At 52.5% G+C, this 14,392-nt stretch carries 13 protein-coding genes and 1 tRNA gene; 10 read left to right on the plus strand and 4 right to left on the minus strand.

The window, feature by feature from the left end; all coding sequences use genetic code 11:
* The first annotated feature begins 4 nt into the window (after positions 1–4).
* From recJ to GW591_RS22030, 5 genes are all read left to right on the plus strand, one after another.
* Positions 5–1,738 carry a single-stranded-DNA-specific exonuclease RecJ gene (recJ, locus tag GW591_RS22010; protein ID WP_166861374.1) on the plus strand — a complete coding sequence of 578 codons (1,734 nt, stop codon included), beginning with the start codon at positions 5–7 and terminating at the stop codon, positions 1,736–1,738.
* Between the two features lie 130 nt (positions 1,739–1,868).
* A protein-coding gene (gene prfB, locus GW591_RS22015) for a peptide chain release factor 2 (protein ID WP_013574114.1) occupies positions 1,869–2,967 on the plus strand; the annotation gives its coding sequence in 2 pieces (ribosomal slippage) (positions 1,869–1,943 and positions 1,945–2,967; 1,098 coding nt in all).
* Between the two features lie 9 nt (positions 2,968–2,976).
* A complete protein-coding gene (gene lysS, locus GW591_RS22020; protein WP_013574115.1) occupies positions 2,977–4,506 on the plus strand; it encodes a lysine--tRNA ligase in 1,530 nt (509 codons plus the stop codon).
* 151 nt (positions 4,507–4,657) lie between these two features.
* A tRNA-Gly gene (locus GW591_RS22025) sits at positions 4,658–4,731 on the plus strand.
* A 526-nt stretch (positions 4,732–5,257) separates the two neighbouring features.
* Entirely contained in the window at positions 5,258–5,509 is a 252-nt protein-coding gene (locus GW591_RS22030) for a helix-turn-helix domain-containing protein (RefSeq protein WP_112152338.1), read from the plus strand.
* A gap of 71 nt (positions 5,510–5,580) precedes the next feature.
* On the opposite strand, the gene argG is transcribed toward GW591_RS22030, so the two are convergent.
* Together argG and GW591_RS22040 are read right to left on the minus strand one after the other, a co-directional pair.
* Entirely contained in the window at positions 5,581–6,942 is a 1,362-nt protein-coding gene (gene argG, locus GW591_RS22035) for an argininosuccinate synthase (protein ID WP_015689414.1), read from the minus strand.
* A gap of 150 nt (positions 6,943–7,092) precedes the next feature.
* Entirely contained in the window at positions 7,093–7,998 is a 906-nt protein-coding gene (locus GW591_RS22040) for a LysR family transcriptional regulator (protein ID WP_037035253.1), read from the minus strand.
* A 128-nt stretch (positions 7,999–8,126) separates the two neighbouring features.
* Between GW591_RS22040 and GW591_RS22045 the strand changes: the two genes are divergently transcribed.
* The 4 genes from GW591_RS22045 (at position 8,127) to GW591_RS22060 (ending at position 11,923) form a co-directional block, all read left to right on the plus strand.
* Complete coding sequence (locus tag GW591_RS22045) at positions 8,127–9,266, plus strand: M20 family metallopeptidase (RefSeq protein WP_015689415.1); 1,140 nt, start codon at positions 8,127–8,129, stop codon at positions 9,264–9,266.
* A 365-nt stretch (positions 9,267–9,631) separates the two neighbouring features.
* The gene (locus GW591_RS22050) at positions 9,632–10,312 is read left to right on the plus strand and encodes a nucleoside recognition domain-containing protein (RefSeq protein ID WP_015689416.1); all 681 of its coding nucleotides are present in this window, start codon (positions 9,632–9,634) and stop codon (positions 10,310–10,312) included.
* Positions 10,305–10,772 carry a YjiG family protein gene (locus GW591_RS22055; RefSeq protein WP_013574121.1) on the plus strand — a complete coding sequence of 156 codons (468 nt, stop codon included), beginning with the start codon at positions 10,305–10,307 and terminating at the stop codon, positions 10,770–10,772. Before GW591_RS22050 ends, GW591_RS22055 begins: the two co-directional genes overlap by 8 nt.
* A 47-nt stretch (positions 10,773–10,819) precedes the next feature.
* Positions 10,820–11,923 (plus strand): amidohydrolase, encoded by a 1,104-nt coding sequence (locus tag GW591_RS22060; protein ID WP_013574122.1) that lies wholly within the window; start codon positions 10,820–10,822, stop codon positions 11,921–11,923.
* Positions 11,924–11,978: 55 nt separating this feature from the next.
* On the opposite strand, the gene GW591_RS22065 is transcribed toward GW591_RS22060, so the two are convergent.
* Entirely contained in the window at positions 11,979–12,455 is a 477-nt protein-coding gene (locus tag GW591_RS22065; RefSeq protein ID WP_013574123.1) for an Lrp/AsnC family transcriptional regulator, read from the minus strand.
* Positions 12,456–12,587: 132 nt separating this feature from the next.
* Here GW591_RS22065 and GW591_RS22070 point away from each other — a divergent pair, with 132 nt between their 5' ends.
* The gene (locus GW591_RS22070) at positions 12,588–13,004 is read left to right on the plus strand and encodes a DUF2000 domain-containing protein (protein WP_119261274.1); all 417 of its coding nucleotides are present in this window, start codon (positions 12,588–12,590) and stop codon (positions 13,002–13,004) included.
* Between the two features lie 75 nt (positions 13,005–13,079).
* Here GW591_RS22070 and GW591_RS22075 read toward each other — a convergent pair whose 3' ends face one another.
* Positions 13,080–14,264: a sugar transporter gene (locus GW591_RS22075; protein ID WP_112197511.1), complete on the minus strand. Its 1,185-nt coding sequence runs from the start codon at positions 14,262–14,264 to the stop codon at positions 13,080–13,082.
* Between the last annotated feature and the right edge of the window lie 128 nt (positions 14,265–14,392).

The following is a 14,392-nucleotide window of genomic DNA, read 5'->3' on the forward strand; positions in this document are numbered from 1 at the left end:
TTTCGTGACCTTGCAGACTCAACTTCGCCGTCGTGAGGCGGCGACTGGCGTGGATCTTCCCGCCGAACTCTCCCCGCTGTTACGCCGGCTGTATCTCGCCCGCGGTGTGACACAAAGCCAGGAGCTGGAGCGCGGCGTGCGCGGTATGCTGCCTTATCAGCAGCTTGATGGCATTGATACTGCCGTTGCCTTGCTGCAAAAAGCGCTGGCTGAGCGTCTGCGCATAATTATCGTTGGCGACTTCGATGCCGATGGCGCGACCAGTACGGCGCTGACGTTGCTTTCCTTGCGCAGCATGGGCTGCGGTAATCTGGATTATCTGGTGCCGAACCGTTTTGAAGACGGTTATGGTCTCAGCCCGGAAGTGGTTGAACAGGCGGCGTCGCGCGGTGCAGAGTTGATCCTCACCGTCGATAACGGCATTTCTTCTCACGCGGGCGTGACGCTCGCCCATGAAAAAGGCATTCAGGTGCTGATCACCGATCACCACTTGCCGGGCGAAATATTGCCGGATGCCGAAGCGATCATTAACCCTAATCTGGTCGGTTGCGAGTTTCCGTCCAAATCGCTGGCGGGTGTCGGTGTGGCGTTTTATCTGATGCTGGCGCTGCGCAGTGCATTACGCGAAAGTGGCTGGTTTGAACAAAACGGTCTGGCGATCCCCAATCTCGCGGAGCATCTGGATCTGGTGGCGCTCGGCACCGTCGCGGATGTCGTGCCGCTTGATACCAACAATCGCATCATGGTGTATCAGGGGCTGAACCGCATTCGTGCCGGAAAATGCCGTGCGGGGATCCGCGCGTTGCTGGAAGTGGCCGGGCGCGAAGCCCGTACGCTGTGCGCCAGTGATTTAGGTTTTGCGCTTGGACCACGGCTGAATGCCGCCGGACGTCTTGATGATATGTCGGTTGGCGTGGCGCTGTTACTCAGTGAAGACATCGGTCAGGCGCGTGCGCTGGCAAGCGATCTGGATGCGCTGAATCAGACCCGCCGTGAGATAGAGCAGGGCATGCAGGTCGAAGCGCTGGCGCTGTGTGGCAAGCTGGAAAGCAGTACCGACGCGCTGCCGTTCGGGCTGGCGATGTATCATCCTGAGTGGCATCAGGGGGTGGTCGGCATTCTGGCATCACGTCTGAAAGAGCGTTTTAATCGCCCGGTGATTGCGTTCGCACCGGCGGGTGAAGGCATTCTGAAAGGGTCCGGTCGTTCGATTGCCGGATTGCATATGCGCGATGCGCTGGAACGTCTCGATACGCTTAATCCCGGTCTGATGATGAAATTCGGCGGACACGCGATGGCAGCCGGTTTGTCGCTGGAAGAGAGCAAGTTCGACGAATTTCGTGATCGTTTCGCTGCACTGGTCGGTGAATGGCTGGATCCTTCGCATCTGGAAGGTGTGGTCTGGTCGGATGGCGAGCTGTCGGCCCGTGAACTGACGATTGATACGGCTGAAATGCTGCGCGACGGCGGCCCGTGGGGACAGGCGTTCCCGGAACCGACCTTTGACGGCAGGTTCCGTATCCTGCAACAGAAACTGCTGAAAGAGCGTCATCTCAAGCTGATGATTGAACCCGTCGGCGGCGGTCCGTTGCTCGATGGTATTGCTTTTAATATCGATCCGACTTTCTGGCCGGACAGCAGCATCCGCGAAGTGCAACTGGCCTACCGGCTGGATATCAATGAATTTCGGGGAAATCGCAGCGTTCAGTTGATTATCGAACATTTATGGCCGAAATAAGCGATTTACGCCGGTAATAAACCCTGCAAAAAAACGGCTCCTTGCTATAAAAAGACCGCTAATTCCGTTAGAATCTGCGGTTCGAATGGCATTGGGCCAACTCCGAATCTAACGTAAGACGCGAAAAATCATGTTTGAAATTAATCCGGTTAAAAACCGCATTCAGGACCTGTCCGAGCGGACAGTCGTTCTTCGGGGGTATCTTTGACTATGATGCCAAGAAAGAACGCCTCGAAGAAGTAAACGCCGAGCTGGAACAGCCGGACGTCTGGAACGAGCCAGAACGCGCGCAGGCGCTGGGCAAAGAACGTTCCTCACTGGAAGCTATTGTTGAAACCATCGATGAGTTGTTGCAGGGCGCGGAAGATGTGACCGGCCTACTGGAACTGGCGGTAGAAGCCGACGATGAAGACACTTTCAATGAAACGGTTGCCGAACTCGACGTACTGACCGCCAAACTGGAACAGCTTGAATTCCGCCGCATGTTCTCCGGTGAATACGACAGCGCGAGCTGCTATCTCGATATCCAGGCTGGTTCCGGTGGTACGGAAGCACAGGACTGGGCGAGCATGTTGCTGCGTATGTATTTGCGTTGGGCAGAAGCCAAAGGTTTCAAAACTGAAGTTATTGAAGAATCTGACGGTGAAGTCGCTGGCCTGAAATCCGCGACTATCAAGATCATCGGTGATTATGCGTTTGGCTGGCTGCGTACGGAAACCGGCGTTCATCGCCTGGTGCGTAAAAGCCCGTTTGATTCCGGCGGTCGTCGCCATACCTCGTTCAGTTCCGCGTTTGTGTATCCGGAAGTGGATGACGACATCGAAATCGAAATTAACCCTGCCGACCTGCGTATCGACGTATACCGTGCGTCCGGTGCGGGTGGTCAGCACGTCAACAAAACGGAATCTGCGGTACGTATTACCCACCTTCCGACCAACATTGTGACCCAGTGTCAGAACGACCGCTCCCAGCATAAAAACAAAGATCAGGCCATGAAGCAGATGCGTGCGAAGCTTTATGAGTATGAGATGCAAAAGAAAAATGCGGACAAACAGCAGCTGGAAGACACCAAGTCTGACATCGGCTGGGGCAGCCAGATTCGTTCTTACGTGCTGGATGATTCCCGTATTAAAGATTTACGCACGGGCGTCGAAACGCGAAATACGCAGGCCGTACTGGATGGCGACCTGGATAAATTCATTGAGGCAAGTTTGAAAGCCGGGTTATGAGGAACCAAAATGTCTGAGCAACAACCAGCAGCGCAAAGCGCAGAAAACGTACCAGATCTTAACAACGAGCTGAAATCTCGTCGTGAGAAGCTGGCTTTACTGCGCGAATCCGGTATCGCTTTCCCTAACGATTTCCGTCGTGACAGCATCTCTGATGAATTGCATGCGAAATATGGCGAAAAGACCAACGAAGAACTGGAAGCATTAAACATCGAAGTCACCGTGGGTGGCCGTATGATGACCCGCCGTATTATGGGCAAAGCATCTTTCGTGACCCTGCAGGATGTCGGTGGCCGTATCCAGCTTTACGTTGCGCGTGATGACCTCGCAGAAGGCATCTACAACGAGCAATTCAAGAAATGGGATCTGGGCGATATCCTGGGTGCGACCGGTAAACTGTTCAAAACCAAGACCGGCGAACTGTCGATCCATTGTTCTGAACTGCGTCTGCTGACCAAAGCACTGCGTCCGTTGCCGGACAAATTCCACGGCTTGCAGGATCAGGAAGCGCGTTACCGTCAGCGTTATCTCGACCTGATCGCTAACGAAGATTCCCGTAAGACCTTCAAAATCCGTTCTCAGATCATGTCTGGCATCCGCAGCTTTATGGTGGAAAACGGCTTCATGGAAGTCGAAACCCCGATGATGCAGGTGATCCCTGGCGGTGCGGCAGCGCGTCCGTTCATCACTCACCACAATGCGCTCGATATCGACATGTACCTGCGTATCGCGCCGGAACTGTATCTGAAGCGTCTGGTTGTCGGTGGCTTCGATCGCGTGTTCGAAATCAACCGTAACTTCCGTAACGAAGGCGTTTCTCCGCGTCACAACCCAGAGTTCACCATGATGGAACTCTACATGGCGTACGCGGATTACAAAGACCTGATTGTTCTGACCGAGACTCTGTTCCGCACCCTGACTGAATCTGTTCTGGGCAGCAGCGTTGTGCAGTACGGCGACCAGACTTTCGATTTCGGCAAGCCTTTCGCCAAGCTGACCATGCGTGAAGCGATCTGCAAATACCGTCCGGAAACTAACGTGGCTGATCTCGACGATCTGGCAAAAGCGACCGCTATCGCAGAATCACTCGGTATCAAAATCGAGAAGAGCTGGGGTCTGGGCCGTATCGTGACCGAGATCTTCGAAGAAACCGCCGAAGCACAGCTGATCCAGCCAACCTTCATTACCGAGTACCCGGCAGAGGTTTCTCCGCTGGCGCGCCGTAATGACGTGAACCCTGAAATCACTGACCGTTTCGAGTTCTTCATCGGTGGCCGTGAAATCGGTAATGGTTTCTCTGAGCTGAACGACGCAGAAGACCAGGCACAGCGCTTTGCTGATCAGGTTTCTGCGAAAGATGCAGGCGACGACGAAGCGATGTTCTACGACGAAGACTACGTGACAGCGCTGGAACATGGCCTGCCACCGACTGCGGGTCTGGGTATTGGTATCGACCGTATGGTTATGCTGTTCACCAACAGCCACACCATCCGCGACGTTATCCTGTTCCCGGCAATGCGTCCGCAGACACAGAAATAAGCTCTCCTCAGAAACACAAAAAGGGCGCTCCGGCGCCCTTTTCCATGCCACAGATCACGGCATATGCTAACTGCTTAAAACTCCAGCGCTTATCCGCAATCACGTCTTGCTCCGCCGTCGTAACCGGTTATAATGCCACTCGCACACCGATGCGGGTGTAGTTCAATGGTAGAACGAGAGCTTCCCAAGCTCTATACGAGGGTTCGATTCCCTTCACCCGCTCCAAAAGCTTCTTCCTCAAATCTGTTCAATACCCCAAAAAAATTCACTACCCGACTCCGTTTATTCGTCTTCCTGTGACGACGTTTTGCATATCCCAAATTTGGTCTGATAACTAAAAAAATGATGCAAATCAGCTCCCTTCCTTGGGGTATTAAGGTCAGATCGCAATGCGGAAACATCGACTGTTTTAGGGTTTGCGAAACCCCCACCCAGCCTCCCCCTTCGCAGGAGGAGGAGCACACCTGCAATCTCTGCAACTCCTTGCAAACCATTAAATTTATCTGGAATCATCACCTCAGTTTCGTTCTTAGCCACTTGGTTTAGTCACGCGCTTTACGCTATAGTCGCGTCGCTGCGGCAAAATCCGCAGCCGGGCGTGAGAACTCGAACTCTACTGGAAACGGCACAATTTCTGTTGTGCGAAAACATCAGCTTAGTTAGATGGAGTTCTCAATGAACCTGTATCAGTTATTCACCTTTTTACCTTTCCCACATTCCCCTGTGATCCTGACATCAGGAGCACAAACTCATGAATAAACAAGACTGGCATCAGGCAGATATTATTGCGGCGTTACGCAAGAAGGGCACGACATTGGCGGCGGTATCACGGGCTGCGGGATTAAGTTCTTCAACGCTATCGAATGCGCTTTCGCGTCCGTGGCCGAAAGGGGAAATACTGATTGGTCAGGCAATTGGTGTGCATCCTGCGGTGATCTGGCCGAGCCGTTATTACAACCCGAAAACACATCAGTTAATTGAACGCCGTACACGAAATCATTAGGTGCAAATTATTGAGCGGGCAGGGCATCAGTAATGATGATGATCCTGCCCGCTCGTTTAAACCAACAGCAATTACTTATTCTTCACCTGCAATCCGCGTGGCAGATTATTGTTATCCACCTGCGGTAAACCGGTAGAGGCGGAAGAAGTCAGCAAGCCTGTCTCAACGTAGTTTTGCAGCTTCTCGCGGGTATCGGTGATATCCAGGTTACGCATGGTCAGCTGACCAATACGGTCATCTGGTGAGAACACCGAATCGCCTTTTTCCATGGTCAGACGCTCTGGTTTGTAAGTCAGGTTCTCAGATACCGTATTCATGATGGTGTAGTCATTACCGCGACGCAGTTCCAGAGTCACTTCACCGGTGATTTCGCTGGCGACCCAGCGCTGTGCGGAGTCACGCAACATCAGAGCCTGCGGATCGAACCAACGGCCCTGATACAGCAGACGACCCAGTACACGGCCATTTGCATGGTATTGCTCGATGGTATCTTCGTTATGGATACCGGTCAGCAGACGCTCATAAGCGATGTGCAGCAGCGCCATCCCCGGGGCTTCGTAGATGCCACGGCTTTTGGCTTCAATGATACGGTTTTCAATCTGGTCGCTCATCCCCAAGCCATGACGACCGCCGATGCGGTTGGCTTCCATCATCAGCTCCACGCTGTCGTCAAAGGTCACGCCATTCAGTGCGACAGGATAACCACGCTCAAAACGGATGGAGACTTCTTCCGCTTTCACGACCACATTCTCGTCCCAGAATTTCACGCCCATAATCGGGTTAACGATTTTGACGCCGGAGTCGAGGAATTCCAGATCTTTGGCTTCGTGCGTTGCGCCCAGCATGTTGGAGTCAGTGGAGTAGGCTTTCTCGGTCGACATTTTGTAATCGAAACCGGACTGAATCATGAATTCGGACATCTCATGACGGCCACCGAGTTCATCGATAAAGTCGGTATCCAGCCACGGCTTATAAATCTTCAGTTCAGCATTGGTCAGCAGACCGTAACGGTAGAAACGCTCAATGTCGTTACCTTTATATGTGCTGCCGTCGCCCCAGATATTGACGCCGTCTTCTTTCATTGCGGCAACCAGCATGGTGCCGGTCACGGCACGGCCCAGCGGCGTGGTATTGAAGTAAGTCACGCCCGCCGTAGTGTTATGGAATGCGCCACACTGAATGGCGGCAATCCCTTCTGCAACCAGTTGTTTACGGCAGTCAATCAGGCGGGCTTTCTCTGCACCGTACTCCATCGCTTTACGCGGAATGGCATCGTAATCTTCTTCATCAGGCTGACCCAGATTGGCCGTGTAGGCATAAGGAATCGCCCCTTTTTTCTGCATCCACAGCAGGGCTGCACTGGTGTCCAAACCGCCGGAGAATGCAATCCCCACACGCTGATTGATAGGAAGGTGCTTGAGAATAGTTGTCATCGGTTAAATCCTGTATGAATGGGGGTCTGTCTGCTAAAAGTTTCAATGCCTATATTGATATCGCAAAACCGGCGTCGGGTAAAAGACATTTTGCATATTTATGTAAATTTTACCGCATAACTATCTAATTGTCATGCACTGCAAAACGCCTTACCGCTCATTCTGTTTCTGGAAAAAATTCAGCAGTAACTGCCATAAATGATGCGCTGCGGGCGTGAAACGCCGGTCTGAATTGCGCAATAAATGGCACTGGGCTTCGGTGGCGATAGGGTGATCAATGGGAACCGCCACCAGAATGTCGTGCTCGATGCGTTCACCTGCCGCCTGTGCGCTCATAAAGGAAATCCCCATGCCTGAAATGCTCAGGCTCATGGCCGTCGAGAACAGGTTACAGCGGTAGGCAGGAGTGAACAAAAAACCTTTGCTCTGGAACATCGCGTTCATGTGGCGTTGCAAACCAAACGTCTCACTGAGCGAAATCAGCGGGTGCTTGTTCAGTTCTTCGATCGAGACTGTTTTCAGATGTGCGATCGGGTGCTGCGGATTGACCACTGCGCAGATCGGCCCCCACGGAAAACTGTGTCGCTTCAGTTCCGGGTTACCAATCGGGCCAAACGCCAGTGCCATATCGGCCTCTCCCTGGACAATCGACGCCAGTGTTTCCTGCATATTCCCTGCGACAATTTCCACAAAAACATTGGGATAAGATGTCGCAAAGTTTTTCAGTACGTGCTCGACAAACGTATCAACCAGTCCGGCACCGACGCGAATGGTGACTGCGCCGCCTTTCATATAGCGCAAATCTTTTAAATGCCGCTCCAGTTTTTCGCGACGTATCCGGCTTTCAAAAAAATCATCCGCCAGCAGTTTTCCTGCATCGGTCAGCACCACTGTGCGTCCGCTGCGTTCAAGTAAGGGCAGTTGCAGTGTGCGTTCCAGCAGGGCGATCTGACGGCTGATCACCGAAGCGTTGACGCCCAGAATATCGGCCGCACGGCGGATCCCACCCTGGATCCCCACCTCGTAGAGATAACTGATCTGCTTCTCGTGAAACATCTGGCTCATCGGTGTTCCCGGTGTCTGTTGACCAAAAGGCAACAATATAGTCATTGAAACGACATTTATATTATGTGATGGGTTGTAGATAATCAAAATTGACGACAAAACAGACATCGGGAAATTTCATGCCAACCGTGTATGACTATCTGCAACAACATGCCTCGCTGATCCTCAGTGATATAAAGCGCCTGGTTCAGGCCGAATCCCCTTCGCTGAATAAAGTGGCGGTTGACCGTTGCGGAGACGTACTGCAAAGCATCATGGCGGAGCGGCTGGATGTGCAGGCACAGGTTTGCCCGCAGGAAAAACTCGGCAATCATCTGCTGTTCAGTGTCGGTAACGGGCCGCAGGTGACCAGTATTCTTGGCCATTTCGATACTGTGTGGGAATGCGGTGAGTTGGAGATGGTGGAAAAAGACGGCCGTTTATATGGGCCCGGTGTGCTGGATATGAAAGGCGGGCTGGTGCAGGCAATCTGGGCGGTGCGGGCGCTGGTACAAACCGGCGCGCTGTCGCCACATCGCATTCAGTTTATTTGTCCTTCGGATGAAGAACTCGGCAGCCCGTCATCGCGTAAATGGATTGAACAATGTGCTGCTGATTCCGGACGGGTTCTGGTGGCCGAACCGGCCGTGGCGCGTACCCATGAGGCCAAAATTGCCCGTAAAGGATCCGGCAGGTTTGAAGTGAAAATCACCGGTCGTTCGGCCCATGCGGGCAACAATCCGGAAGATGGCATCAGCGCGATTGAGGAAATGGCGCATCAGATTTTAGCCCTTCACAGCCTGAATGCCCCAGAGGCTGGCACGACGGTCAACGTCGGTCTGGCAAGCGGTGGCGGTAAAATTAACGTGGTCGCCGATCATGCCGTACTGGGTGTGGATTTACGTGTGAGCAATATGGCAGAGGCCGCGCGCGTGGAAGCGGCCATCAAGGATTGCCAGCCGCATCTTGCCGGTGCGCAGGTGGTGGTCACCGGCGGGATGTCCCGCCCGCCAATGGAACAGACACCGCAGAATTTAGCGCTTTTTTTGCAGGCGCAGCATGCTGCTGAACGGCTGGGAATTACGCTGAAAGGCAAAGCGGTCGGCGGCGGCAGCGACGGTAATTTTACGTCGGCGCTGGGTATCCCCACGCTCGACGGACTGGGTGCGACAGGCTCCGGCATTCATGCCCGGGACGAGCATATTATTATTGATGATATTCCGCTGCGGACAGCGTTGCTTGCTGAAATAATTCTGGTCAGCGGGGAAGTAGTCGTATGACATGTTGATAAGCAGTGCATGAAATAAAATACCCGGGCCCTTTATTGGTGCGTCATAAACCAAAATGGTGCAATGAATCTTGGGTTATTTCATCGCGATTGAATGATTTTATTAAAAAGCCTTTATTACGATGAGGGCTATTTTTCGTTTTTATTTTTTATCTGTTTTTTAACTATTTTTACTGTTTATTAAAAAGTGAAAGTTGGCACGTTTCCTGCTCTCTTGTCTGTGGTTAAAAATAAAAATGAGCAGAAATCAGGTGCTGAATGAATAACCTGTTTTCTCACATGACATTCATTGAAAACTGACAGGAATTGTATTCCTGATTTTTTATTGCAGACAGATACCAGAGAAGGAACGTTAGTATGAGTGACACACGAATATCAGAACAGAGAGCCACCCCTGAGGTGGACGAGTGGAAAGTCGGTAAGGGGGCATACGTGTCGCTTATTGTCGTTATCCTGCTGTTTTCTGGTGCATTTTTAAAGGTGGATGGCATGGCGTGGCTGGGAGCCTTTGACTTCACCACGCTGGGCGGTTCGTTCGGTACCATGAAAGGTGAAACCAGCACGTTTGTCGGGGCGGGCGGTGTCAGTGCGAAAGCCGGTTTCCTTTTTGCCTTATCTCTGGTGCCGACGGTCATGCTGGCACTGGGATTATTAGAAATATTTACGCACTACGGGGCAATCCGGGCTGCACATAAATTATTAACACCACTGCTTAAGCCGATATTAGGCATTCCCGGCCACACCGGCCTGGCGTTAATTACCGATCTGCAAAGCACTGACGCCGGCGCTGCATTAAGTAAAGAGCTTTACGATAATAAACAGGTCACAAAGAAAGACGTAGTGATCATGGGCGCATGGCAATATTCCGGTGCCGGTCTGATCAACAACTATTTCTCCATCGGTTCCGCTATGTTTGCATCATTAACCATGCCGGTGATTATTCCGCTGGTGGTGATGTTCGTGATGAAATTTGTCGGCGCGGTATTTGTCCGCTTTGTGTTGAACACCGTTTATAAAAGAGATTTTGAAAATGAGTAATGCCACCCGAGTTTCCTCAAACCCGTTCGATATTTTCGTGGTCGGTGCCCGTAAAGGCTTCAATATTGCTATCAATAATCTGATGCCTAACGTGGTAATGGCTTACGTCATTTCAGAAATGCTCAATCTGCTCGGCGTAATGACGTTGGTGGGGCACATTTTCGCGCCGCTCATGGGGTTGCTGGGATTGCCAGGTGAAGCCGTTACCGTGCTGCTCACATCATGGCTATCGTCTTCGGCGGGTACGGGTGTAGCTATCAGTTTGCTGACCAAAGGCACGCTGGATATGACGCAGATTACCATCCTGGCACCGGCAATTTTCCTGATGGGTTCTCAGTTGCAATACATGGGACGCCTGCTTGGCGTGGCGGATGTGCCGAAAAAATACTGGCCTCTGCTGATGCTGACCAGCGTACTGAACGCCATTATTTCGATGATCCTGATGCGAATTTTTGCCTGATTTTCGATTGCACTGTTTTGAAAATGAATTTACCGGAGTCTTTACCCGTGTCGAAAGCTATTGAACATTATCAACATTTACATCTCATCCCTGAACTGGGTTTTACCGAATTTAAAACATCGGCTTATATCGCGCAGGCGCTTGAAGATGCGGGGTTTAACGTCACGCGTCATGTGAACGGCACCACAGGAATTATCGCTGAAATCGACAGCGGCAAGCCCGGTCCGGTCATGGCGTTGCGTGCCGATATGGATGCACTCGGCCATATCATTGATGGCGAGCTGGTGGCGCGCCATACCTGCGGCCACGATGGTCACTCCTCTGTCGTGCTCGCAGCGGCGCAGGAAATCATGAAAGAAGGCATGGTTAAAAAAGGCCGCCTGAAAATTTTGTTTCAGCCCGCTGAAGAGCTGGGCACCGGCGCCCTGGCCATGGTGGAAGGGGGCGCCATTGATGATGTGGATATGCTGCTGGGGTTCCATGTGCGGCCACTTGAAGAATGCCCGATGGGGCAGGCGGTGCCCGCAATGTATTACTCTGCCTGTGCGACGGTGGAGGCGATTATCACCGGTGTTCCTTCTCACGCGGCGCGCCCGCACCTGGGCATTAACGCGCTGGATGCCGCCGTGGCGGCGGTTCAGGCAGTGAATACTATTCATCTGGCACCGAGCCTGACATACAGCGTGAAAGCCACCCGTTTCCTGTGCGATGCGGGTGTGACCAATTCTGTGCCAGCGGAAGCCCGCGTGTGCTGGGATTTGCGTTCGCAGCACAATGAACCGATGGATGAACTGAAAGCAAAGGTGATTCGTGCGATTGAGCACAGCGTGGCGGCGCTGGGTGCCACCGCGGAAATTCATGTGATGAAAGAGATGCCTGCGGCAGAAGTCGACAGTGACGTGACCGCGATTATCGCGGAATCAGTTACAGAAGTTTTAGGTGCAGAGGGCCTGACTGAACCGAAATTTACACCGGGCAGTGAAGATTTCTTCCACTATTCACGCCAGCGTCCGGCCATTAAAACCGGGTTCTGGGGACTGGGCGCGAATCTCACGCCCGGGCTGCATCATCCTGATATGCGCTTTGATCTCGACGCTTTGGACATTGGTGTCAGGGTATTTAAAGGCTGCGTGAAAAGAGTGCTGGGATAAGCATTACGGCGCGTCATTGTTTTAAAAATATGCCCGGCTTTTGTCGGGCATTGCCTTACATTCCCTCCAGCGGCAGCACATCCAGCGGTTTCACTTCCCTGAGCACAAACGAGGTTTGCATCTCTTTGATGCCCGGCAGACGACGCACCACTTCCATCGCGAAACTGGAAAAACTGTCGAGATCTTTAGCGACCACCTGCAACAGAAAATCCGCATCACCGGCAATCGCGTAACAGGCAATCACCGAAGGCAGCGCCCCCACTTCCTGCTCGAAACGTTGCGCATCTTCCTCGCTGTGACTGTCGATTTTCACCCGGATAAACGCCAGCAACCCCAGCCCGATTTTTTTCCTGTCGATGTTCGCCTGATAACCGGTGATTATGCCGCTGTCTTCCAGTTGTTTCATGCGCCGCCAGCAGGGAGAAGCGGCCATGCCCACTTTTTCCGCCAGCTCCTGATTGGTCATTCTGCCCGAACCCTGAAGTTGTTTGAGAATGCGAAGGTCTGCCGGTGAAATTTCAGATGCGGACATAATCTGCCTTTTAAATGTGATTTTAAGAAAGAGATAACCAGATTAGGGCATTTTACGGCGGGAAAAGAAAGCACCTTTCAGCGGCCAGGCGCTATCATTTTTGTCATCAATAATGATGAAAAGGGCGCAAAAATGGCAGATAAACTGCGGGTGGCAATTATTCTCAATCCCGAACTTCCGCCGGGATTACTGGCGAACACGGCAGGCGTAATTGGCATCGGATTAGCGGCAAAATTCCCGATGCTGGCGGGCAGTTCGCTGACTGACGCAAAGGGTGTCACGACCGATACTATCTCTAAAACTCCGCTGCCCATTCTGCAGGCCACGCCCGATCACATTAAGGCGCTGATGTTTAAAGCACTGGACGCAGCAGGCGAGCGCGGCGTGGTGCCGTTCCCGGCATTTGCGCGCACGATGCATCAGTTTGAGCAATACGAAATGACGTTCCCGTTGCGGGATTTATACGATGAAGTGATCGACGGTGTCGGGCTGGTGGGGCCGGAAAAGTGGATTAAATCGCTGACGGGAAACCTGAAATTATTGCGCTAATGTGTTGAAGATACAGATATAAAAAAGACCGAATACAGGAATGGTATTCGGTCTGAGTTTTGCGCTAATCCGTATTCAGCTCGTCGCTTTCAGTTGCGGGTAGCGTTTGAAAATCGTCAGACACCAGACGAACGCAATGCAGCCGATCAGGCCACCGGCGTAGCCGATGTTGCTCATTTCCAGATGCAAACTCACCTGATTACCGATCAGCGCGCCGGCACCGATACCGATGTTATAAATACCGGAAAGCAGCGCCATTGACACGTCGGTGGCGTCGGTCGCCAGCGCCAGCACGCGCACCTGCATTGCCAGGCCGATAATCATCATCGCCAGTCCCCAGATAATACACAGCACTGAAATCGCGACCGGATTCATCACCGCCACAAACAACAGGAGCATGCTAAGCGTGACCAGCAGGATCGGGCCGCTGAGCATGGCTGCCGGGAAACGGTTGCCAAGCAAACTGAACGCAATGCTGCCGAGAATACCCGCGCCGCCGAAAATCAGCAGCAGGAAAGTGGTGAAGTTTTCACCCATGTTGGCAACGCTCTGGATAAACGGTTCGATATAACTGTATGCCGTATAGTGAGCGGTCACTATCAGCGCAGTCAGGAGATACATACCGACCAGCGCCGGACGGCGGAACAACATCGGCACGCTTTTCAGTGAGCCGGTATGTTCACTTGGCAGCGGCGGCAGCAGTTTAATCAGACAAATCAGTGTCATCAGCGCAACGATGCCGATGCTCATAAAGGTGGTTCGCCAGCCAAGATACTGACCGATAAGACGACCCAGCGGCAAGCCGAGCACCATTGCCAGTGCGGTGCCGGTCGCTAACATACTGAGTGCCTGTGTTTTTTTACCGGCCGGTGCCACACGGATCGCCAGTGAGGCGGTGATCGACCAGAAAATGGCGTGGGCGAGGGCGATACCGACGCGCGAGGCCACCAGACTCCAGAAATCCCAGGCGACGACAGATAACGCATGGCTGGCGATAAACAGGCAAAAGATGATGATCAACAGGCGCTTTCGTTCAACGTTGCGGGTCAGCAGCATCAGCGGCAGAGACATCAGCGCGACGACCCACGCGTAAATGGTCAGCATCAGGCCAACCTGTGCTGTCTGCATATTGAAACTGGCGGCGATGTCGGAGAGTAATCCGACGGGCACAAATTCAGTGGTATTGAAGATGAATGCGGCAATAGCCATCATCACAACGCGAAGCCATGCTGTCCTGCGCGAAACGGTATCTGATTGCATTGAAATTTATGACTTATAAGAAGATGTTGAAATCAGGCATCTGTCTGCCAGATGCCTGTTGAACGCATAGTGTGTTTTATTTGTTCGAAAAATGAAACAGAAAATTGGCCTATCAGATAAATCTTCAG

Source organism: Rahnella aceris, assembly GCF_011684115.1.
Classification (GTDB): Bacteria; Pseudomonadota; Gammaproteobacteria; order Enterobacterales; family Enterobacteriaceae; genus Rahnella; species Rahnella aceris.